19 protein-coding genes are annotated in these 19711 nt (G+C 68.6%); 15 read left to right on the plus strand and 4 right to left on the minus strand.

Going from position 1 to position 19711, the window contains the following annotated elements; all coding sequences use genetic code 11:
• The first annotated feature begins 4 nt into the window (after positions 1-4).
• The 3 genes from purU (at position 5) to AC5RWG_RS14955 (ending at position 2199) form a co-directional block, all read left to right on the plus strand.
• Positions 5-865: a formyltetrahydrofolate deformylase gene (purU, locus tag AC5RWG_RS14945; protein WP_494167250.1), complete on the plus strand. Its 861-nt coding sequence runs from the start codon at positions 5-7 to the stop codon at positions 863-865.
• A gap of 115 nt (positions 866-980) precedes the next feature.
• Positions 981-1592 (plus strand): class I SAM-dependent methyltransferase, encoded by a 612-nt coding sequence (locus AC5RWG_RS14950; RefSeq protein WP_494023609.1) that lies wholly within the window; start codon positions 981-983, stop codon positions 1590-1592.
• A gap of 73 nt (positions 1593-1665) precedes the next feature.
• Positions 1666-2199 carry a gamma carbonic anhydrase family protein gene (locus AC5RWG_RS14955; RefSeq protein ID WP_494167251.1) on the plus strand — a complete coding sequence of 178 codons (534 nt, stop codon included), beginning with the start codon at positions 1666-1668 and terminating at the stop codon, positions 2197-2199.
• 15 nt (positions 2200-2214) lie between these two features.
• Here AC5RWG_RS14955 and AC5RWG_RS14960 read toward each other — a convergent pair whose 3' ends face one another.
• Positions 2215-2940 (minus strand): hypothetical protein, encoded by a 726-nt coding sequence (locus tag AC5RWG_RS14960; RefSeq protein WP_494167252.1) that lies wholly within the window; start codon positions 2938-2940, stop codon positions 2215-2217.
• Between the two features lie 145 nt (positions 2941-3085).
• Between AC5RWG_RS14960 and AC5RWG_RS14965 the strand changes: the two genes are divergently transcribed.
• The 4 genes from AC5RWG_RS14965 to AC5RWG_RS14980 all read left to right on the plus strand — a co-directional run bounded on the left by AC5RWG_RS14965 (position 3086) and on the right by AC5RWG_RS14980 (position 7617).
• The gene (locus AC5RWG_RS14965) at positions 3086-4306 is read left to right on the plus strand and encodes an ROK family transcriptional regulator (protein WP_494023606.1); all 1221 of its coding nucleotides are present in this window, start codon (positions 3086-3088) and stop codon (positions 4304-4306) included.
• 149 nt (positions 4307-4455) lie between these two features.
• A complete protein-coding gene (locus AC5RWG_RS14970) occupies positions 4456-5736 on the plus strand; it encodes an ABC transporter substrate-binding protein (protein ID WP_494167253.1) in 1281 nt (426 codons plus the stop codon).
• A 91-nt stretch (positions 5737-5827) separates the two neighbouring features.
• The gene (locus tag AC5RWG_RS14975; RefSeq protein WP_494014426.1) at positions 5828-6733 is read left to right on the plus strand and encodes a carbohydrate ABC transporter permease; all 906 of its coding nucleotides are present in this window, start codon (positions 5828-5830) and stop codon (positions 6731-6733) included.
• Positions 6733-7617 carry a carbohydrate ABC transporter permease gene (locus AC5RWG_RS14980; RefSeq protein ID WP_494014427.1) on the plus strand — a complete coding sequence of 295 codons (885 nt, stop codon included), beginning with the start codon at positions 6733-6735 and terminating at the stop codon, positions 7615-7617. Before AC5RWG_RS14975 ends, AC5RWG_RS14980 begins: the two co-directional genes overlap by 1 nt.
• 72 nt (positions 7618-7689) lie before the next feature.
• On the opposite strand, the gene AC5RWG_RS14985 is transcribed toward AC5RWG_RS14980, so the two are convergent.
• Entirely contained in the window at positions 7690-8259 is a 570-nt protein-coding gene (locus AC5RWG_RS14985) for a hypothetical protein (protein WP_494014428.1), read from the minus strand.
• Between the two features lie 154 nt (positions 8260-8413).
• Between AC5RWG_RS14985 and AC5RWG_RS14990 the strand changes: the two genes are divergently transcribed.
• The gene (locus tag AC5RWG_RS14990) at positions 8414-9505 is read left to right on the plus strand and encodes a Gfo/Idh/MocA family protein (RefSeq protein WP_494014429.1); all 1092 of its coding nucleotides are present in this window, start codon (positions 8414-8416) and stop codon (positions 9503-9505) included.
• A 136-nt stretch (positions 9506-9641) separates the two neighbouring features.
• On the opposite strand, the gene AC5RWG_RS14995 is transcribed toward AC5RWG_RS14990, so the two are convergent.
• Both AC5RWG_RS14995 and purH read right to left on the minus strand, forming a co-directional pair.
• Positions 9642-11870 carry an NADP-dependent isocitrate dehydrogenase gene (locus AC5RWG_RS14995; RefSeq protein ID WP_494014430.1) on the minus strand — a complete coding sequence of 743 codons (2229 nt, stop codon included), beginning with the start codon at positions 11868-11870 and terminating at the stop codon, positions 9642-9644.
• Between the two features lie 320 nt (positions 11871-12190).
• A complete protein-coding gene (gene purH / locus AC5RWG_RS15000; protein ID WP_494014431.1) occupies positions 12191-13867 on the minus strand; it encodes a bifunctional phosphoribosylaminoimidazolecarboxamide formyltransferase/IMP cyclohydrolase in 1677 nt (558 codons plus the stop codon).
• 131 nt (positions 13868-13998) lie between these two features.
• On the opposite strand from purH, the gene AC5RWG_RS15005 reads away from it, so the two are divergent.
• From AC5RWG_RS15005 to AC5RWG_RS15035, 7 genes are all read left to right on the plus strand, one after another.
• Positions 13999-14805, plus strand: coding sequence for a hypothetical protein (locus AC5RWG_RS15005; RefSeq protein WP_494014432.1), 807 nt, complete (start codon positions 13999-14001; stop codon positions 14803-14805).
• A gap of 93 nt (positions 14806-14898) precedes the next feature.
• Positions 14899-16545 (plus strand): AAA family ATPase, encoded by a 1647-nt coding sequence (locus AC5RWG_RS15010; protein ID WP_494014433.1) that lies wholly within the window; start codon positions 14899-14901, stop codon positions 16543-16545.
• Between the two features lie 31 nt (positions 16546-16576).
• A complete protein-coding gene (locus AC5RWG_RS15015) occupies positions 16577-16789 on the plus strand; it encodes a DUF2997 domain-containing protein (protein WP_494014434.1) in 213 nt (70 codons plus the stop codon).
• Positions 16770-17579 carry a 4Fe-4S single cluster domain-containing protein gene (locus tag AC5RWG_RS15020; RefSeq protein WP_494014435.1) on the plus strand — a complete coding sequence of 270 codons (810 nt, stop codon included), beginning with the start codon at positions 16770-16772 and terminating at the stop codon, positions 17577-17579. Before AC5RWG_RS15015 ends, AC5RWG_RS15020 begins: the two co-directional genes overlap by 20 nt.
• On the plus strand, positions 17576-18058 hold the full coding sequence (locus AC5RWG_RS15025) for a hypothetical protein (protein WP_494001529.1): 483 nt from the start codon (positions 17576-17578) through the stop codon (positions 18056-18058). Before AC5RWG_RS15020 ends, AC5RWG_RS15025 begins: the two co-directional genes overlap by 4 nt.
• The gene (locus AC5RWG_RS15030) at positions 18045-18866 is read left to right on the plus strand and encodes a ComEA family DNA-binding protein (protein WP_494026119.1); all 822 of its coding nucleotides are present in this window, start codon (positions 18045-18047) and stop codon (positions 18864-18866) included. The genes AC5RWG_RS15025 and AC5RWG_RS15030 overlap by 14 nt, the downstream gene beginning before the upstream one ends.
• Positions 18866-19699, plus strand: coding sequence for a ComEA family DNA-binding protein (locus AC5RWG_RS15035; protein WP_494014437.1), 834 nt, complete (start codon positions 18866-18868; stop codon positions 19697-19699). Before AC5RWG_RS15030 ends, AC5RWG_RS15035 begins: the two co-directional genes overlap by 1 nt.
• The last annotated feature ends 12 nt before the right edge of the window (positions 19700-19711 follow it).

Consider the following 19711-nt stretch of genomic DNA (forward strand, 5'->3'; position numbering starts at 1 on the left):
ATGCGTGACTGAAGCCCCCGCCGCCACCGCCTACACCCTGATCCTCTCCTGCCCGGACCGCCCCGGCATCGTGCATGCCGTCGCCGGCGCCCTGGCCGGGGCCGGCGGAAACATCACCGATTCGCAGCAGTACGGCAGCCCGCAGTCGGGCCGGTTCTTCATGCGGGTGGCTGTGGCCACGGACCTCTCCTACACCGAACTCCATGACCGGCTGCAGCCGGTCGCGCAGGAGTTCGGCATGGACTGGAAGCTGCGCCGCGACGGCGTGAAGATGCGCACACTGCTGATGGCGTCCAAGTCGGCGCACTGCCTGAACCACCTGCTGTTCCTGCAGCGCTCCGGCACATTGCCGATCGAGATCCCCGCCATCGTCTCCAACCACCAGGACCTGGCCGAGCTCGCCGCGTTCTACGGCATCCCCTTCCACCACATTCCGGTCACTCCGGACACCAAGCCGCAGGCCGAGCAGGCCCTGCGGGACCTGGCCGAGCAACACGACGTGGAACTGGTGGTGCTGGCCCGCTACATGCAGGTGCTCAGCAACGAGCTCTGCACCGAACTGGCCGGCAAGGCCATCAACATCCACCACTCGTTCCTGCCCAGCTTCAAGGGCGCCAGGCCGTACCACCAGGCGCACGCCCGCGGCGTGAAGCTGATTGGCGCCACGGCGCACTACGTCACCGGGGACCTGGACGAGGGCCCGATCATCGACCAGGAAGTCATTCCGGTCCGCCACGCCCACACCGCCGAGCAGTTCGTGGCCCTGGGCCGGGACGGCGAGGCGCGCACCCTGGCCCGCGCCGTGCAGTGGCACGCCGAACACCGCGTGCTCCTCGACGGCACCCGCACCGTCGTCTTCAACTAGTTCGACGCCGGCGTCCACGCGCCGGGCTCCTCTCGTCGGGGCCCGCTCCGTGGTCCATTTACGACGGCGGTGTCCGCCCCTGTGCCCGGCCCGGCGCAGGGCGTACTCTCATCGGATGGGCAACCATGAGCCTGAACTGAAGGCGTTCTATGACCGGCAGGCGCCCGAGCGCGACCGGCGCTGGAGGGATCCCCGCAGGGACGCAGCCCGGCAGGAATTCATTGCCTCCCTGGTCGCAGCCCGGCGGCACAGCGTGTTGGAGATCGGCTGCGGCACCGGCACGGACGGGCTCGCGTTCAAGGCCGCGGGAATCCATTACACCGGCGTGGATCTGTCCGAGCAGAACGTCCGGCTGGCCCGGACGAAGCACCTGGAGGCAGTGGTCGGCTCGGCCCGGGAGTTGCCGTTCGCCGGGGGAACGTTCTCCGCCGGTTGGACCATGAGCACGCTGCTGCACATCCCCGACCAGGACCTGCCGGATGTTCTCGCCGAAACCATGCGGGTGTTGGCCTCGGGCGCTCCGCTGGCGGTCGGGCTCTGGTCCGGCGACGACGAGGAGGGCATCGTTGCCGACGACGACTTCGAACCGCGCCGCTTCTACAGCCGCCGCAGCGACGCAACCGTCCGGCGGCTCTTCGGGGAGCACGGCCTGATCTCCGGTTTCACCACCTGGGAGCGGCCGGAGTCCGACCGGCATTATCAGTTCTTTATCCTGACCAAGCCGTGAGCGGCAGGCTCCGCGGCACGGAAGGTCCGTCACGAAGCTCCTGCGGCGGGTCCGGTGTCGCTAGGCTGATGGGATGGCCCACATCATCACCATCTCCGGCATGCTGCCGACCGTCGATCCGTCCGCCTTCGTCGCCCCCACGGCGACGCTCAGCGGCGACGTTGCGCTGGCAGCCGACTCCAGCGCCTTCTACGGCGTCAGCGTCCGCGGCGACACCGCTCCCATCCGCGTCGGCGAGCGCAGCAACCTGCAGGACAACGTGGTCCTGCACGCGGACCCCGGTTTCCCCTGCACTGTCGGCGCCGGCGTCAGCGTCGGCCACGCCGCCGTGATCCACGGCTGCACGGTCGAGGACAACTGCCTGATCGGCATGAGCGCCACGGTCATGAACGGCGCGGTGGTCGGTGAGGGTTCGCTGGTGGCAGCCGGCGCCGTCGTGCTGGAGGGCACGCAGATTCCCCCGCGTTCGCTCGTCGCGGGTGTCCCGGCCAAGGTCCGCCGCGAACTGAGCGAGGACGAGTACCAGTCGGTGCTGGACAATGCCGCCCGCTACGTGGAAATCGCCGCCTTGCACCGCGACGCGATCGACGACGCCGCGGAGGCATAGCCGCTGAGAGCCCGGTCAGGCCGTGGATTGCTGCAGGTGCCTGGCCGGATCGAGGGTCTCAAACGCGGCCGTGCCGATCATGAACGTACCGCGCTGCGGGACCCAGAAGCCGCCCAGCCTGGCCTGCTCGGGAAGCGGTCCCGGCGGCCCGAAGTCCGTTGCCCCCAGCCGTGCACTGCTGTTGTCGATGAACCACAGCCGGCGCGGGGCGGCGCGGAACCGCTGCCGGTTCGGGGCGGTCCCCGCCAGCCGCATCCGCCCCAGCCGCAGTGCCGGGCCTGACACGCCGCCCATGGCGGCCAGGAAGGGGCCACTCTGCCACAGCCGGTCCGGCGTCTTGGCCGTCATTCCGGACATGAGCCGGGTGACCGGGGTGTCCGAGACGGTTGCGTCCCAAGAGAAGTCGATGTCCGGGATGGACACGGTGAAACCGCGCGGCCCGGTCCAATCAACCGCGATGGCGTGCACCGAGGTGTGCCGCAGTCCGCTGCCGAAATACCGGGGACAGGATTTTTCCGCCGGCACCGTGGTGAAGATGCTCCAGTTTTCGGCAGGGTCACGCAGCCACACGGAGGTGTAGCCGGGGCCGACCGAGGTGACCGGAAACCGCCGCAGCCCCAGCACATGGCCGGAAGAGAAGGTCAGCCCCGACACGACGTAACCGAAGAACCGTTCGTCGTCGCCGGCGGGAAGCCGTGCGTTGCGTTCCAGATCGTTGACAGTGAGCCTGAGGTCTTCCATGTCATTCGCCTCCGCGCGTTGCGGCCAGTCTACGCTCGGGAAAGGCCGGCCGGATCCGTGGCAAGGCCCGGCCGCCCACGGTGCCGCGTGAGGCAGTTGCGTTAACTTCTTGACTACAAGGCGGCGCTGCCGCACGCTTTTCTGTATGCGAGCCGATCACCCGTCCACCCTCGAGGCCCCGCAGCCTCCGGTGCCGCGCACACCCCAGCTCCGGCCGGGGTCCCAAAGCGCCCTGCGGCGGCGGAACAGCCAACGGGTCCTGCAGGCGCTGATGTCACGCGGTCCGCTTACCCAGGCCGAACTGTCCCGGCAAACGGGGCTGTCCACCGCCACGGTCTCCAACATCGTCAAGGCGATGGCCGACGACGGACTGGTCAGCACCGCGCCCACCACGAGTTCCGGCCGCCGCGCCCTGTCGGTCCTGCTCGACGGCCGTGGCGCGGTTGCCGTCGGAGTGGATTTCGGCCGCCGGCACGTGCACGTGGTGCTGGTCAGCCTCGACCACCAGGTGCTCGCCGAAGGCGCCGTCGAATTGCCGCTCGGCCACGGGGCCGAGCAGGGCATCGACACCGCCGCCCGGCTGGCGCAGCGGCTGTTGGATGAAAACTCCGTCTCCCCCCGGGCCGTGATAGGCGTGGGTGCAGGCATACCGGGCCCGATCGACCGGAGGACCGGCACCGTGATCCACGGTGCCATCCTGCCCGAATGGGTGGGCATCAATCTGCTGGCCCGGCTGCGGGAGAGGTTCGGCACCGACGTCTTCGTGGACAACGACGCAAACCTGGGCGCCCTCGCCCAAGTCAGCTGGGGCCCCTACCAGCACGCGCAGAACCTGGTCTTCCTGAAGATCGGATCCGGGATCGGGGCCGGCCTGGTCCTCAACGGCAAGCTCTATTACGGCCATGTCGGCGTCACGGGCGAGGTAGGCCATGCCACGGTCGCCGAACACGGCATCATCTGCCGGTGCGGCAACCGCGGGTGCCTGGAGACGGTGGCCTCCACCTCCACCATGATCGATCTGCTCAGCCGCGGCCGCGGCGAGCCCATCGGCACCGAGGACATCGTCCGGATCGCGCTGGAGGGCGACCCGGCCGTCCTGCGCGTGATCGATGATGCGGGCCTGGCCGTGGGACGCGCCCTCGCCAACGTCTGCAACCTGCTCAATCCCGAGGTCATCGTGGTCGGCGGTTCGCTGACGGGCCTCGGCAGCATCCTGCTGGACCCGATACGGCGCGGGCTGCTGCGCCACGCGGTTCCGGTCGTCGGAGAATCCACGGAGTTGGCGATGTCCACCTTGGGCAGCCGCGCCGAGGCGTTGGGCGCCGCGACGCTGGTGCTTCAACAGGCCGAACTCCCCGTCGCCTAAGCACGGACGGGACCCTCCCGGGATCGTGTTTGCGTTCAACTCTTGACGACAAGGTGTGTGACGGAGTTAACTTCGGTACTAAGCCACACATCCGTGTGCGGGTCTTTTGCCGACCCCGTGGCCATGACTGCTGATTGATGGAGGCGTTTATGCGACGCAAATCTTTGCTCGCCGGCGTTGCGGCCGCGGGTTTGCTCCTGTCCGCGTGCGGCGGCGGAAGCGCGGTGGACGAAGCCAACCCTGAGGAAGCGTCGGGGTCGGTAGGAGTCTTCACCTGGTGGGCGGACGGTTCCGAGAAGGTCGGGCTGGATGCGCTGGTGGAAATCTTCACCGAACAGTATCCGGAGCTGAAGTTCGACAACCTTGCCGTCGCCGGCGGCGCCGGCAGCCAGGCCAAGAGTGTGCTGGCGGCCAACCTGAAGTCGGGCAATCCGCCGGACTCGTTCCAGGCGCATGCCGGAGCCGAGCTGCAGGACTACATCGCCGCCGACCAGCTGGAGGACCTGACTTCCTTCTACGAGGACGCCCAGCTCAACGAGGCGTTCCCCCAGGACCTGCTGGACCGGCTGACCGTTGAGGGCAAGATCTACTCCGTGCCGTCGAATATCCACCGGGCCAACGTGGTGTGGGCCAACGTGGACGTGTTAAAGGACGCCGGCCTGGATCCGAACAGCCCGCCGGCCGATCTCGACGCTTGGTTCGCGGACATGGACAAGATCAAGGAGGCGGGGAAGACCCCGCTGGCCGTGGCCGGCACCTGGACCCAGGTCCAGCTGTTCGAGAACATCCTGCTCGCCACCCTTGGCGCCGAGGGCTACAACGGGCTCTGGGACGGCACCACCGACTGGTCCGGCCCCGACGTGACCGAAGCCATCGAGAACTACAAGAAGACCCTCAGCTACACCAACTCCGACCGTGACACCCTCAGCGACTGGGGTCCTGCCACCCAGTTGGTGGAGGACGGCGCCGCCGCCTACAACGTGATGGGCGACTGGGCCGAAGCCAAGTTCGCGCAGGACGGCAAGAAGCCCGGTGAGGACTACGTCTACTTCCCCACCCCGGGCACCGACGGCGTCTTCGACTTCCTGGCCGATTCGTTCACGCTGCCCAAGGGTGCTCCCAACCCGGCCGGTTCCGAGGCGTGGCTGACCACCATCTCCAGCGTTGAGGGCCAGCAGGCATTCAACGCGGCGAAGGGCTCCATCCCGGCCCGCACCGACGTGCCGTCCGACGAGTTCGGCGAATACCAGCAGAGCGCCATCGAGGACTTCTCGTCCGACACCATCGTGTCCTCGCTGGCCCACGGCGCCGCCGTGCCGGTGGCCTGGCTGAACGAGCTGAGCACCGCCGTCAGCAAGTTCGGCGGCCCGCAGGACGTGGCTGCCCTGCAGGAATCCTTGGCGTCCATCGCCGAGAAGTTCATGCAGTAGCCAGGACGCCCCGGAAGGGCGGGCGCGGCACCACCACCGCGCCCGCCCTTCCATGTCACACCGGCGTGTACGGCGGCACTAGGAGAAGTCCATGTTCAAGAAAGTGAAGACCTGGGGACCGGGGCTGGCCCTGATCGCCCCTACCCTCATCCTGCTGGCGGTCTTCGTCTACGCGTTGATCGCGGAAAACGTCCGCATCTCGATGACCAACCAGCACACGGCCCGGCCGTCGTCGGAATTCGTCGGCCTGGAGAACTACCTCCGGCTGTTCGGGGACGCAGATTTCCAGCACGCACTGCGCAACCTGCTCCTGCTGACGGTGGTGTTCCTGGCCGGCACGCTGATCTTCGGCTTCCTCTGGGCCTGGATCCTGGAGCGGCCCGGCGCCGGCGAGGGGCTGTTCCGCTCGGTCTACCTCTTCCCGATGGCGGTGTCCTTCATCGCCTCGGGCGTGGTCTGGCGCTGGCTGCTGTCAAGCCTGCAGACCAGCGAGCCCGGCGGTGAGCGTGCCACAGGGTTGAACCGGCTGCTGGACAGCACGGGGCTCGGCTTCCTGCAGAACAGCTGGTGGTCCGATCCCAACTGGGGCATTGCCGCCATCGCCGTGCCGGCCATCTGGCAGCTCTCCGGCTACGTGATGGCCCTGTTCCTGGCCGGATTCCGCGGCATCCCGGAAGAACTGCGCGAGGCGGCGCGGATCGACGGCTGCAGCGAGTGGAAGCTCTACCGTCACGTGATCTTTCCGCAGCTGAGCCCGGTGATGCTCTCGGCTGTCATCATCATCGGCCATATGTCGTTGAAGCTGTTCGACCTGATCCGGGCGATCGTTCCCGACGCCAATACCTACGACATCCAGGTCCCGGCCACCATGATGTGGGTCAAGTACATCGGCAGCGACTACGCCGACTCGGCCGCCATCGGCACCATCATGCTGGTGCTGGTCGCGCTGGTGGTCGTCCCGTACCTCGTCTACACCTCACGGCAGGAGAAGCGCTGATGGCCACTGCAACTGTCCCGCCACCCGTCGAGGTTGCCCGGCCCCGGCCGGCGGCTCCCCGCACCGGCCGGCAGAGGATGAACCGGACGCTCAAATACTCCATCCTGCTGCTCTTCGTGTTTGTGGTGCTGATTCCGGCCTACGTCCTGTTCATTACCAGTTTCAAGGGCCCGTCCGACGCCGATCCCTCCACCGCGTGGCTCTTCCCGACGACGTGGGAAACCGCGGGCTGGGCCAAGGCCTGGGACACCCTGGGCCCGGCGTTGGGCCGCACCTTCGCCATGGTCATCCCCGCCTCGATCATCTCGGCCCTGCTCGGATCGATGAACGGGTTCGTGCTCTCCCGCTGGCGCTTCCCCTACGCCAACGTGGTCTTCACCCTCATCCTGTTCGGCATGTTCATCCCGTACCAGGCCGTGATGATCCCGCTGACCCAGCTGATGCAGGGTCTCGGGGTGCCCAACGGCATCCCCTCGCTGCTGGTGCTGCACATCGTTTACGGCCTGCCGATCTGCACCCTGATCTTCCGCAACTACTACGAATCCGTGCCGGCCGAGCTGATCGAAGCGGCGCGCATGGACGGAGCCGGGCTGCTGCGCACCTACGCCTCGGTGATCCTGCCGGTCTCCGCCCCGGGCTTCGTGGTGGTGCTCATCTGGCAGTTCACCTCCGCCTGGAACGACTACCTGTTCGCGGCGTTCTTCTCCTCCGGCTCCAACGGCCCGGTCACCATCGCGCTGAGCTTCCTGGCCGGCGGACAGCTGACCGACTACGCCGCGTCGATGGCCGGCGCGCTGATCGCCTCGCTGCCCACGCTGCTGGTCTACATCATCCTGGGCAAGTACTTCGTCGGCGGCCTGATGAGCGGTTCCGTCAAGGGCTGAGCGGCTCCCCCAACAACACCTGGCGCCTGCCTCCCCGGGGGAAGCAGGCGCCAGGTGTTGTTGTGATCGGGCCTAGATGTTGTGGCTGCCGCCCTCGCCGCGGCGGGTGTCGTCGGCAGCCCGGGCGCCGTCGTTGCGCGCGTCATCGACATGCCGGCCGCCGTCGTCGCCGTACCCCGCGGCCGCGTCTACACCGCGGTCGGGGTCGGCGTCGCCGCGGTGGGCGCCGCCGTCGTGCTTGCGGTCTTTCCGGGCGTCCCGGTCCTTGGTGTTGACGTCGGGGTCCAGGTCATCGGCGCGGCGCAACTGCTCTTCGCTCTCCTGCCGGATTCCCTGGGCGTCGGCCTGCCGCTGCTCGGCAGCCTGGCGCAGGCGGTCGGCTTCAATCTTGGCACGCTCGGCCTCGACGTCCGCCCGCTGGGCCTCGGCCTGCGCCTGGGTGGCGTCCGCCTGGCGTTCCCGCGCCTCCACCGAGGACACCTGCGCGTTCTGCCGCAACTCCGCTGCCTCCCTGCGGTTCTCCTCCTGCTTCTCGAACTTCCGCTTGGTGTTCCGCTTTTGCGCAAAGAAGACAATGACTCCGATGATGATCAGGAGTACAACTATCGCGATGATGATTCCGACGATCATGCCTGTATCCATGGTGCGGGCTCCTCCTCGTTGTGAATTACTGAGCCTGCTTACTTTGTACCATCGATAGGTCCACATCGGTAGGGCAGCGAGGCGCGCGTCAGGACGGGACAAAGGGCAATCGGTGCCCATGGACGTCCCGGCCGCCGGCCGCCAAGATGGAGCCATGGGACAACCGCCCCGGATCGTCACCCCGCCCTGCGCCCGGCCCGGCGCCCCGGATCCGCGCGCAGCCACCGGCCGGACGCTGCGCTGGGGCGTGGTCGCCACCGGGACCATCGCCACCCGGGTTACCGAGGACATCGCCCGGCTGGAGGATGCCGTGCTGCAGGCGGTCAGTTCCCGCAACCAGGCCAACGCGGTGGCCTTCCAACGGCGTTTCGGCTTCGCGACCGCCTATTTCGACGGCGACGCCGGCAAGGGCTACGACCAGCTTTTCGCCGACCCGGACGTCGACGTGGTCTACGTGGCCACTCCGCACGGCCAGCATTACGAGATCGCGGGACGGGCGCTGCAGGCCGGCAAGCACGTGCTGTGCGAAAAGTCCCTGACCATCAACGCCCGGGAAGCCCTGGAGCTGACGGAACTGGCGGCCGCGCGGGGACTGTTCCTGATGGAGGCGGTCTGGACGCGCTTCCTGCCGATCATCAACCGCGTCTGGGACATCCTCGCGTCTGGCGAACTCGGCGAGGTCCGCTGGCTGCAGGCCGACCTCGGATTTCCGGCGGTCTACGACCCGGCCGCCCGGCTGTGGAATCCGGCAGCCGGCGGCGGAGCGCTGCTGGACCTGGCGGTCTATCCGCTGACCTGGGCGCTGGGGACCTTGGGTTTCCCGCAGACGGTGGCCGCCTCCGGCCATGTCAACGACGACGGCATCGACGCGCAGAACGCCATGACGCTCAGCTACCGTTCGGGTGCCCAGGCGCAGCTCGCGTGTTCGTTGCAGGCCGCCTCGCCGCGCACGGCCACCGTCGCCTGCACCGGCGGGTGGCTCCGCAGCAACGCGCCGCTGCATAACCCCACCGAGCTGGCGGTCCAACCGCATTTGGGCCAGCCCCGGGTGGAAACCTTCCCGAGCGTCGGCCGCGGCTACGTTTTCGAGCTGCGTGAAGTCACCCGCTGCGTCCAGTCCGGCCTGCAGCAGAGCCCCACCATGCCCTGGGCGGACACCGTGGACACCATGCGGCTCTTCGACGGGGTCCGCGCCCAGCTGGGGGTCAGCTATGCCAATGACCGTGCGGTGCCGGTGACGGACTGAGCCGAAGAGCAGCGGCCGACACGGCGGCAGCGGACCGGCCCGGACAGCACGACGGCGGACGGCGCACCTTCCCGCGGGAGGTGCGCCGTCCGCCGTCGCAACGGGTGGCTGCTGCCGGACGGGCGCCCGGCGCGGCCTACTTCTTTTCGGTCAGCGTGGCCACGATGCTGTTCAGCGTGGCCGACGGGCGCATGACCTCAGCGGCCTTGGCCGCATCCGGCCGGTAGTAGCCGTCCAGGTCCACCGGGGATCCCTGCACGGCATTGAGCTCGCCGACGATGGCCCCTTCGTTCTGGGCCAGCTCGGAGGCAATGCCGGAGAAGGCCGCGGCCAGCTCGGCGTCGGCGGTCTGGTTGGCCAGTTCCTGCGCCCAGTAAAGGGCCAGGTAGAAGTGGCTGCCGCGGTTGTCCAGCTCGCCGGCCTTGCGCTTGGGCGACTTGTTTTCCAGCAGGAACGTGCCCGTGGCGGCGTCCAGCGTGTCGGCCAGGATCTGCGCGCGGGCGTTGCCCGTGGAGGTGGCCAGGTGCTCGAAGGACACGGCCAGGGCCAGGAACTCGCCGAGCGAATCCCAGCGCAGGTGGTTCTCGGCCAGCAGCTGCTGGACGTGCTTCGGAGCGGAGCCGCCGGCACCTGTCTCGAACAGGCCGCCGCCGTTGATCAGCGGGACGATCGAGAGCATCTTGGCGCTCGTGCCGAGCTCCAGGATCGGGAACAGGTCCGTGAGGTAGTCGCGCAGCACGTTTCCGGTCACCGAGATGGTGTCCTCGCCCTTGCGGAGGCGCTCCAGGGTGAAGGCGGTGGCCTTCTCCGGGGCCATGATCTCGATCTGCAGGCCGTCGGTGTCGTGGTCCTTGAGGTACTCGTTCACCTTGGCGATCAGGTTGGCGTCGTGGGCGCGGGTTTCGTCGAGCCAGAACACGGCAGGGGTCTGGCTGGCGCGGGCGCGGGTGACGGCCAGTTTCACCCAGTCGCGGATCGGCAGGTCCTTGGTCTGGCAGGCGCGCCAGATATCGTTCGGGAACACCTGGTGCTCGATGAGCACGGTGCCGGCCCCGTCGACTACCTGCACGGTGCCGGCGGTCTGGATCTCGAACGTCTTGTCGTGGCTGCCGTATTCCTCCGCCGCCTGGGCCATCAGGCCGACGTTGGGGACGGTGCCCATGGTGGTCGGATCGTAGGCACCGTTGGCGCGGCAGTCGTCGATAACCACCTGGTAGATCCCGGCGTAGGAGCTGTCCGGCAGCACTGCCAGCGTGTCGGCTTCCTGGCCGTCCGGCCCCCACATGTGGCCGGAGGTGCGGATCATGGCCGGCATCGAGGCGTCCACGATCACGTCCGAGGGAACGTGGAGGTTGGTGATGCCCTTGTCGGAGTCCACCATGGCGATGGCCGGGCCCTCGTCCAGGCCCTTGTCGATCAGTTCCTGGACGCCCTTGCGGTCTTCGGGGTCCAGCGCCGCCAGCCCGTTCAGGATGGCGGCCAGGCCGTTGTTCGGGCTCAGGCCGGCAGCGGCCAGCTTGTCGCCGTAGGTTGCGAACAGCTCGGAGAAGTAGGCCTTGACCACGTGGCCGAAGATGATCGGGTCGGAGACCTTCATCATGGTGGCCTTCAGGTGCGCCGAGAAGAGCACGCCTTCTTCCTTGGCGCGGGCCACCTGGGCCGCCAGGAATTCGTCCAGCGCCGCGGCGCGCATGACGGTGCCGTCGATGACCTCGCCGACCAGCACCGGGAAGGCCTCCTTCAGGACCGTGACGGTACCGTCCTCGGCCACCAGCTGGATCTTGATCTTGTCGTCGGCCGGCATGACGACCGACTTCTCGTTGGAGCGGAAGTCATCGGCGCCCATGGTGGCCACGTTCGTCTTGGAGTCGGCGGTCCAGGCGCCCATGCTGTGCGGGTTCTGGCGCGCGTAGTTCTTCACCGACAGGGGCGCGCGGCGGTCCGAGTTGCCCTCGCGCAGCACCGGGTTGACCGCCGAGCCCTTGATCTTGTCGTAGCGGGCGCGGATGTCCTTCTCCTCGTCGGAGGACGGATCGTCCGGGTAGTCGGGCAGCGCGTAGCCGTGGCCCTGCAGCTCCTTGATGGCAGCCTTCAGCTGCGGCACGGAGGCGCTGATGTTCGGCAGCTTGATGATATTGGCTTCCGGCTGCTTGGCCAGTTCGCCCAGTTCGGCCAGGGCGTCGCCGATCCGCTGCTCGGGGGTGAGGTAGTCGCCGAAGACGGCGATGATACGGCCGGCGAGCGAGATGTCGCGGGTCTCCACTTCCACACCAGCCGTGGAGGCGTAGGCCTCAACGATCGGCAAGAACGAATAGGTGGCCAGCATCGGCGCTTCGTCGGTGTGGGTATAGATAATCTTGGCCATGGGTGAGGCGTCTCCCTGCAAAAGTGGGTCTCTTTGGTTACTCAACTCCTCCAATTTACCCGAGGAGGGCAGCCGGGCGCCGGTTGAAGACGCGCACACCGCAGATCGCGAGGACGACGGGAAGCCGCCGTGCCGCAGAAGCCACACGCGTCCGGACCGGTCCCGCGCCCGGCACGACGGCGGTGCACCGACTCCCGAGGGGCGCGACGCCTGGCGGCCGGTGCCGGGCACGCAGGTTCCCTTGAACCTGCGCCCCCGGCACCCTGCCGGCAAGGATTTTCGCCCGTTGACGAGGCCCCGCTGCCCAGCGGGGGGACCGGTCAGTGGAAGAAGTGGCGTGCCCCGGTGAAGTACATGGTGATGCCGGCGGCGTCTGCCGCTGCCACCACTTCTTCGTCCCGGACCGAACCGCCGGGCTGCACTACGGCACGGATGCCGGCATCGAGGAGGATCTGCAAGCCGTCGGCGAACGGGAAGAACGCGTCCGATGCCGCCACGGCACCGCGGGCCCGCTCGGGCGCCCCGGAGCCCTGCACATTGGCCGCTCCCCCGGCAGCGTCCGCCCCGCCGTCGACCGCCACGCCGAGCGTATTGGCCCGCTCGACGGCCAGGCGGCAGGAATCCAGCCGGTTAACCTGGCCCATGCCGATGCCCACCGCGGCGCGGTTGGCCGCGACCAGGATGGCGTTGGACTTCGCGGCCCGGACAGCGCGCCACGCGAAGGCCAGATCCGCCAAGGTCCCCTCGTCGGCGGCCTCGCCGGCGGCCAACGTCCAGTTGGCAGGGTCGTCGCCGTCGGCGTCGATCCGGTCGGAGGCCTGCAGCAGCATGCCGCCGGAGACCTGCTTGTACTCGACCGTGTCCCGGGCAAAGCCGTCCGGCAGGACCAGCAGCCGGATGTTCTTCTTCTTCGACAGGATCTCGACGGCCTCCGGCTCGAAGCCCGGGGCGACAACCACCTCGGTGAAGATGTCCTTGACGGTGTTGGCCATGCCCGCGGTCACCGTGCGGTTTGCGGCGATGACGCCGCCGAATGCGGACACGGGGTCGGTCGCGTGGGCCTTCGCATGCGCATCCGCAATGGGATCGGCGGCGCCCGGGGACGCGACGGCGATGCCGCAGGGGTTGGCGTGCTTGACCACCGCGACGGCCGGCTCGGCGAAGTCGAAGGCCGCGCGCACGGCGGCGTCGGCGTCGACGTAGTTGTTGAAGCTCATGGCCTTGCCGTGCAACTGTTCGGCCTGCGCGATGCCCGGCTCGGCGCCGGTCTCCGCATACAGCGCGGCGGCCTGGTGCGGGTTCTCGCCGTAGCGCAGCGACTCCGAGCGCTCCAGTGCCAGGCCGGCGTACGGCGGGAGCGCCGGCGCCGCCTCGACGGCCTCGGCGTCGTCGCCGAACTGCTCGGCGGTCCACTTGGCCACGGCGGTGTCATAAGCGGCGGTGTGGGCGAAGGCCAACGACGCCAGCCGGCGGCGGGTCTTCAGGTCGAATCCGCCGGAACCCGCCGCCTTCACCACGTCCGCGTACGAGGCGGGATCCACCACGACCGCCACGGACGGATGATTCTTCGCCGCGGCCCGCACCATCGAAGGGCCGCCGATGTCGATCTGCTCCACGACCTCGTCCTGGCTGGCGCCGGAACGCACCGTTTGCACGAACGGGTAGAGGTTGACCACCACGAGGTCGAAGGGCTCGATCTCGAGGTCGGTGAGCTGCCGGACATGGTCATCGAGGCGGCGGTCGGCCAGGATGCCGGCGTGAACGCGCGGGTGCAGCGTCTTGACCCGGCCGTCCAGGCACTCGGGGAAGCCGGTGATTTCGGAAACCTCGGTGACGGGGATGCCTGCGGCGGCGATCTTCTTGGCCGTCGAGCCGGTGGAAACGATGCCGACCCCGGCGCTGTGCAGGCCTTCCGCCAGCTCCTCCAGCCCGGTCTTGTCGTACACCGAGATCAACGCGCGGCGGATGGGAACACGGTCAAGCTGCTTCAGGCTCACACAAATCTCCAAGGAAGAATGGATTCGGGGATGCTCCAAGTCTAGCGTCGGGCTACTGCCGGGCACCGAGTGTGAAGCGGATCCGCGGTGTGGGTAACCTCATGGGGACATACAAAGGAGAACAGCACAACATGTCGGCACCGATGACTGAGGACGCGGCACTGCGGATCGGTCGTTTTTCGCTCGTGGTCTGGCTGCTGGGTCTCCTGGTTCTGTGCGGCGCGCTCGGCTTCGCCGTCCCCCGGCTGCTGCCTCACCTTTTCACCGCCGCGGCCGCCACGGGTGCTGACCCCGGTCCGGCGGACGGACCGGCGGCAGGGAACGCAGCGGATCCGGCGCCCGGCGCCGGGGAAGCGACCGGCACGGCGTCGGCGGCGGCCGGGGAGGGAACCGTGGCAGAAGCCGGCGGCCCCGGCAGCTATGCAGGATCCGGCAACGCGGTCCTCGGCTACCAGCGGCCGGCCGGTTACGACGGTCCGTTCGAGATCGTCATCGACAGCGGCGTGGATGCCAGCGTAGCCGTGGACGACCCGGAGAACCCCGACTGGCCGGTCCACTTCCTCTACAAGTCCGGCGACCGGGACGAACCCTCGGCCGGTCTCCTGGCCACCGCGCGGGAAGAATTTTCACTGCATGTCGAGGCGGACGGCGACTGGCGCCTGGAGGTCCGCCCGGTCGCTTACGCCGTACCGGAAGACGGTAGGGTCGCCGGCTCCGGCCCTGCCCTGGTGCGCTACGAGGGCGATGAGGTACTGGCCGAATTCACCTACACCGGTGACGCCAACATCGCCGTCTACACCTGGCAGGAATCGCGTCGAAACTTGGTGGTCAACAAGATCGGCACCAGCACCACACGGTTCTCCTGGCAGCCGTACCCGGTGACGTATTTCCTGGTGGACACCAGCGAGGGCAGCTGGAGCCTGGACATCGGGCGCTGAGAACTGCGCCAAACCCGCGGCCAAAGCGCCCAGTCCCTGCAACTGTGCCTAAAGTAGAGCCAGATCCCGATCCGTTCCTTAAGGGGAGAGACCATGTCTTTTGCTGAAACGCTTGACCAAGCGTTCAAGGCCCGCATCCCCGTGCTGTATGTCGAAAGCCATGAAGAAGCACGCGTGCACGCCGAAGTGCTCAAGTGCGCCGCCGCGCTGCGCACCCCGCGCCCCGTCTGGACGTGGAACGCCAGCAGCGGGCTCCTCTCCCCCAGCGACGGCCAGCAGTCCAACACCACGGCCCCGGCGCGTGCCCTGGACCGGGTGCTCGGCGCGCACGATCCGGGCGTCTTCATCTTCTTCGACCTGCACGCCTACTTCGGCACCGACCAGCGCCCGGCGGACCCCGAGGTGGTCCGGAAGGTCCGCGAGGTCTCTGCCGCCTTCCGGCAGGGCACCACCGGTCGGGTGCTGATCATCGTCGCCCCGGTGCTGCGCATTCCGCCCGAACTGGACAAGGCCGTCACGTTGGTCGACTTTCCGCTGCCCAGTCATGACGAAATCAAGGCCATGCTGGCGCACATGATCAGCCAGAATTCCGACGGCGGACGGATTAAGGTCAGCCTGGGTGAAGCCGACCAGGAGAACATGGTGCAGGCGGCCCTGGGCCTGACCATGGCCGAAGCCGAGAACGCCTTCGCGCGGGCGATGGTCGACGACGGCGAGCTGACCGCGCACGACGTGCACGTGGTGCTGGACGAGAAGCGCCAGACCATCCGCAAGTCCGGGCTGCTGGACTACGTGGACGTGAACATCAGCCTGGACGAGGTCGGCGGGCTGAACAACCTCAAGCGGTGGCTGGCCAAGCGAAAGGGATCCTGGCTGGATGCCGCTGCCGACTTCGGCCTGCCCGCGCCCAAGGGCGTGCTGATCACCGGCGTGCCCGGCTGCGGCAAGTCCCTAACGGCCAAGGCGATGGCGTCGGCCTGGGGGCTGCCGTTGCTGCGGATGGACATCGGCCGGGTCTTTTCCGGCCTGGTCGGCTCCAGCGAACAGAACATGCGCAACGCCATCGCCACCGCCGAAGCCATCTCGCCGGCGATCCTGTGGATCGATGAGATCGAAAAGGGTTTCTCCGGCACCAGCGGCGAGGGGGATTCCGGAACCTCCGCCCGCGTGTTCGCCTCGTTCCTGACCTGGATGCAGGAAAAGCGCCATCCGGTTTTCGTGGTCGCCACCGCCAACAACATCGACCGGCTGCCCCCGGAGTTCATGCGCAAGGGCAGGTTCGACGAAATTTTCTTCGTCGATCTGCCCAGCGACGCCGAACGCCGGGTGATTTGGCAGATCCAGATGGCCGGCAAGGGCACCGCCGCCAACCAGCTGCACGCCGTCGCCAACGATCCGGCCGCCGTCGGACTCCTCGCCGATGCCTCGGAAAACTATTCCGGTGCGGAAATCGAACAGGCGGTCGTCGCCGCGCTTTTCGATGCCTATGCCGAAGACCGCCCGGTCCGCCTGAACGACCTGCAGCGGGCCGTCGCCAACATGATTCCGTTGGCCATCACGCAGGCCGAGGAAGTGGGCGCCATCCGGCAGTGGGCTGCCTTGCGTGCCGTCGGTGCCACCGGCAGCGAGGATCTGGACGCGGACATTCGACAGCCGATCGACCCGGCGCCACCTGCCGGTGGCCTGCCCGCAGCAGCCGCCGGGCAGCCGGTACGCGGCGGCCGCACCGTGGACTTTTAGACAACACCCGACCTCCCCCGAAGGAAGAGCGATGGACCAGCAACAACTGATCGTCACGGTCAGGCCCGACGGCGCGGTATCGGCCGAGACCCGCAACATCTTCGGCGCCGAGTGCCTGGAATACATCACGGTTTTGGAGGATCTGCTGGAGGCCGAGAGCGTCTCCAGCTCCTACACGGAGGACTACCACCGCACCGCCGTCACCACCAGCGACTACGTCCACAATGAGTCCGCAGACCGATAGCCCCGGAGCGCCCGGCCAGCCGCGCGGCCCGGCCCCGGAGCCCCGCATCCACAACGGCTGCGCTCCGGCGCCGGCCGATGCCGGCCTCATTCGGCACGCGCGGTTCCTCCCGGCCACCGAGGCCGAGGGACCGGGCCGGCGGGCCGCGCTCTGGCTGCAAGGCTGCTCCATCCGGTGTCCCGGCTGCTTCAACCCCCACTTGTGGGCCGCCCACGGGGCAGAGCTCGTCCCGACCCGGCAATTCGCCGCCGATCTCGTCGACCAGGCGGTGGCGGCGGGCGCCGAAGGCCTGACCCTGCTGGGCGGCGAACCCTTTGAACAGGCGGCGGCCAGCGCCGTCGTCGCGCGCGCTTTCCAGGCCGCCGGCCTGTCCGTGATGACGTTCACCGGCTACCTGCACCGTGACCTGCGGCGCTGGGCCGCGGACCGCGAAGACATTGCCGGGCTGCTCGCTGCCACCGACCTGCTCGCGGACGGACCGTACCTGAGGGACCGGCCGGAACTGCACCGGCCCTGGATCGGTTCAACCAACCAGGGCCTGACCGCGCTGACCGGCCGCTACCGCAACCTGCTGGAAGACATTCAGGCACAGCCCGACCGGATCGAGATCCGGGTCGCGGCCGACGGCACCGTCGGCCTGAACGGCTGGGCCACCGACGACCAATTGGACGCCCTGCTGGCGGACCTGGGCGCCCGGGCCGACCGCCCGGCCGCCCGCCGCAGCCCGCTCGCCCCCGCCACCATGCCCCGCCCGGTTCCGGCCGGCGCCGAACCAGGAGAAACCCCATGAGTGTTTCCGTTCTGCTGATCCCCGCGGCCATCGCCGCCGTCGCCACGGTCAATGCCGCCCTCGAGGGCAGGGCCAAGAGCCGTACCGCGGACACGGTGCCGGAGATTGCTGCCGTGCCCCAAATCCAGGTGCAAACCCGGATGCGGGACCTGAACCTGCTGCAGGCTGCCCTAGAAGATACGCAGGCGAAGGTTTCCCGTGTCACCGAGGCCTCCCTCGAGGCGGACTGGGCAGACGTGGCGGCGGTCTTCGAACGCGACGCCGACGGCATTTGGCAGGTCCACTTCAGCGGTGAAGACGTCGACCGGCGGCGCGCGGCCGAGATCGTCCAGGCGATCGACGCCGCGTACGCGCGCCAAGTCCAGCAGGCGGTGCTGCAGAAGCTGCGGGAACGCGCGCACACCGCCGGCCTGGAGCTCGCATCGGAGAGGGTCGAGGAAGACCAGAGCGTCACCATGGTCCTGAATGTCCGCCGCTGACTCTCCCGCCGCCCTCGCGGGCCGGACCGGAACACCGCCCATTCCCTGGCTGGGTGTCGCCAGCCTGTGGCTGCTGCTGCCGCTGCTCGGCCTCGGGGTCTTGGGCTGGGCCGGCTTCGTGATCATCGGCCTGCTGGCGCGCCGCGCCGCCTGGCTGTCCGCCGGCGGCCTCTATTTGGTGGCACTGCTGGTTTCGCTGTTCATGAACGAAGAGGCCGGCCCGACGGCCCGGCTCCTGCTCTGGGCCATCAGCTCACTGCATGCGCTGGGCATCAATCAGGCCTGGCTGCGCAACCGCTGGAACCAGGCGTCCCGCTCCTCCGGCAGCGCGTGGAGTGCCCTCGTCCGCCGGACTCCAGCGGGCACCGGAATGGACAGCACGACGGCGATGCCCACCGCCGCTGCCATGTTCCGCCGTCGTCCCCGTTCCGCCTCGCCACTTGCAGGGACTGCTCCGGCCCCCGCGGGGGCCGCGGCCGATCTCCTCAACGACCCCGGGCTCGACGCGGCAAGCTACTACGCCCAATCCGGCAGACCGGGAGCAGGCGCGTCTTCTGCGCTGCCGGGCGAGCCCGTGGACGTGAACTCGGCACCGGCGGCGGCCCTGCAGAAGCTGCCAGGGATCAGCAGGCACAAGGCGCGCAAGGCCGTGCGGTTGCGCCTGGAGCGTGGGCCCTTCCGCACCGTGGCGGACTTCGCCGCCGCTTTGGATGTGCGGGATCCAGAGCTCGCACGGTTGAACCGGTTGGTGGTCTGCAAGCTTCCGCCGGCCAAACCGGTGCCGTTTGGAAGGTCGGTGGATTACTGATGTCTTCGGCCCAACCGAGCCTGATGTGGAATCTGCGCCAGAGCCTCTGGCTGCTGGTCCCCTTGGGAACCTTCGGGTTCCTGGGCGGAGCTGCCTTGCTGGTGGTCGGTTCGCGGGCGGGGCGGCCGCTGTGGTGGATCCTCGGTCTGGTCCACCTCACCCTCACGGCCGTGGCCATAGCCCTGGTCGACGGCACCGGCGTGCAGGAAGAAATCGCCACGTGGCTGCTCCTGGCATGCTGGCTGGCCGGCAGCAGCTTCGCTCTGGCCATCAACCCCGAATACCTGCGCTTCAAGTGGGACCGGGACCGCGGCGCGGCCCGTCCTTCCCGCACCTCGGGGTCAACAACACGGGCGCGCTCCGGCAGCCAGCTGAACTCCCGCGGTCGGTCGCGCAACCGGTCCGGCTCGGGCAGCCCCAGGTCCGCGCACCGTAGCCGTGCCGGTTCCCGCAAGGGCGCCCCGGCACCCGGAGCCGACACTGGCGGGGAACCCCGGGCGGCCCGGCCGGACGCGCCAGGTTTGGCCGGACCACTTGGCCGGCAGGCTGGAGCTCCGGCGGCTGCCTCACGGGCGACGGCCGATGCCGCGTTCGAACCGGTAGATGTGAATGCGGCCACCGCCCGCGAACTCGAAACGCTGCCCGGATTCTCGCGTGCGCTTGCCAAAAAGGCCGTCCAGGTCAGGGAAAAGCGCGGCGGGTTCACCTCTGAACAGGACTTCGCCGCCGCCCTGGACCTGCCACCGCACATCTTCCAGCGGCTGCGCGGCCGCATCGCCTGCCGGCGCCTGCCGCAGGCACCGCCGTCGTTCGGACGCGTAGTGGATTACTGACGCGGTACCTGG

Source organism: Arthrobacter sp. Y3221160 (assembly GCF_059092585.1).

Bases quoted from the DNA above. Each gene is read 5' to 3' on its own strand.
- AC5RWG_RS14990 (WP_494014429.1), top strand. From the start codon at position 8,414: ATGGGACAACCGCCCCGGATCGTCACCCCGCCCTGCGCCCGGCCCGGC.
- AC5RWG_RS14975 (WP_494014426.1), top strand. From the start codon at position 5,828: ATGTTCAAGAAAGTGAAGACCTGGGGACCGGGGCTGGCCCTGATCGCC.
- AC5RWG_RS14950 (WP_494023609.1), top strand. From the start codon at position 981: ATGGGCAACCATGAGCCTGAACTGAAGGCGTTCTATGACCGGCAGGCG.
- AC5RWG_RS15035 (WP_494014437.1), top strand. From the start codon at position 18,866: ATGTCTTCGGCCCAACCGAGCCTGATGTGGAATCTGCGCCAGAGCCTC.
- AC5RWG_RS14995 (WP_494014430.1), bottom strand. From the start codon at position 11,870: ATGGCCAAGATTATCTATACCCACACCGACGAAGCGCCGATGCTGGCC.
- AC5RWG_RS15005 (WP_494014432.1), top strand. From the start codon at position 13,999: ATGTCGGCACCGATGACTGAGGACGCGGCACTGCGGATCGGTCGTTTT.
- AC5RWG_RS14980 (WP_494014427.1), top strand. From the start codon at position 6,733: ATGGCCACTGCAACTGTCCCGCCACCCGTCGAGGTTGCCCGGCCCCGG.
- AC5RWG_RS14960 (WP_494167252.1), bottom strand. From the start codon at position 2,940: ATGGAAGACCTCAGGCTCACTGTCAACGATCTGGAACGCAACGCACGG.
- AC5RWG_RS14955 (WP_494167251.1), top strand. From the start codon at position 1,666: ATGGCCCACATCATCACCATCTCCGGCATGCTGCCGACCGTCGATCCG.
- AC5RWG_RS14970 (WP_494167253.1), top strand. From the start codon at position 4,456: ATGCGACGCAAATCTTTGCTCGCCGGCGTTGCGGCCGCGGGTTTGCTC.
- AC5RWG_RS15030 (WP_494026119.1), top strand. From the start codon at position 18,045: ATGTCCGCCGCTGACTCTCCCGCCGCCCTCGCGGGCCGGACCGGAACA.
- AC5RWG_RS14985 (WP_494014428.1), bottom strand. From the start codon at position 8,259: ATGGATACAGGCATGATCGTCGGAATCATCATCGCGATAGTTGTACTC.
- AC5RWG_RS14965 (WP_494023606.1), top strand. From the start codon at position 3,086: ATGCGAGCCGATCACCCGTCCACCCTCGAGGCCCCGCAGCCTCCGGTG.
- AC5RWG_RS15015 (WP_494014434.1), top strand. From the start codon at position 16,577: ATGGACCAGCAACAACTGATCGTCACGGTCAGGCCCGACGGCGCGGTA.
- AC5RWG_RS15010 (WP_494014433.1), top strand. From the start codon at position 14,899: ATGTCTTTTGCTGAAACGCTTGACCAAGCGTTCAAGGCCCGCATCCCC.
- AC5RWG_RS15025 (WP_494001529.1), top strand. From the start codon at position 17,576: ATGAGTGTTTCCGTTCTGCTGATCCCCGCGGCCATCGCCGCCGTCGCC.
- AC5RWG_RS15020 (WP_494014435.1), top strand. From the start codon at position 16,770: ATGAGTCCGCAGACCGATAGCCCCGGAGCGCCCGGCCAGCCGCGCGGC.